At 76.5% G+C, this 854-nt stretch carries 1 protein-coding gene; it reads left to right on the top strand.

Annotated elements, in window-relative coordinates; genetic code table 11:
- The coding region (locus D452_RS27525; protein ID WP_017542379.1) for a helicase-associated domain-containing protein at nucleotides 1–854 on the top strand (854 nt) is incomplete at both ends.

Raw genomic sequence — 854 nt, forward strand, 5'->3', positions numbered from 1 at the left:
GTCTCGACCGGCGCTCGGCCCCGGACGTGCGGCTGGACGTGCTGGGGGTGCTGGCGGCCGCGCCCGAAGGCCTCGCGCCCGACCGGGAGTCCGTAGCGGCCCGGCTCGCGTGGCTGCGCCCCCGCCGCCAGGGCCCGGCCTATACCGAGCTGGTCTCCTCCGCACTGCACGAGGCGGCACTGCTGGGCGTGACCGGGCGCGGGGCGGCGGCCGGATACACGCGGAGCCTGGTGGCGGAGCTGGACAGCGAGGACACCCCGCTGGCCGAGCGCGACGCGACCGCCACCGCGCAGCAACTGGCCGCCGAGATGCCCGAACCGGTGGAGAGGATCCTCGTGCAGGGCGACCTCACGGCCGTGGCGCCCGGACCGCTGGTTCCGCAGCTGGCCCGCGAACTGGCGCTGGCCGCCGACGTGGAGTCGACCGGAGGCGCGACCGTCTACCGCTTCACCGAGTCCTCCGTCCGGCGGGCCCTGGACGCCGGGCGCGGGGCCGACGACCTGATCGCGCTCCTCGAACGGCACTCCTCGACCGGGCTGCCCCAACCGCTGCGCTACCTCGTCGACGACGTCGCGCGCCGGCACGGGCGGCTGCGTATCGGCACCGCCTCCTGCTACCTGCGCTGCGACGAACCGACCGTGCTGGACGAGTTGTCCGGCGACCGGCGCGCAACCGACCTGCAGCTGTTCCGGCTGGCGCCGACGGTGATCGCCAGCCGCGCTACGCGGCCGGTGCTCATGGGCCGCCTGGAGGAGCTGGGCTACCACCCGGTGGCCGAGTCCGCCGACGGCACGGTGCAGCTGACCGGCTCCGCGGCGCGGCGCGCGGCACCGGCCTCCGCCGCATCGGCGAGC

Origin of the sequence: Nocardiopsis prasina DSM 43845 (assembly GCF_000341265.1) — a bacterium.
Taxonomy (GTDB): Bacteria; Actinomycetota; Actinomycetes; order Streptosporangiales; family Streptosporangiaceae; genus Nocardiopsis; species Nocardiopsis prasina.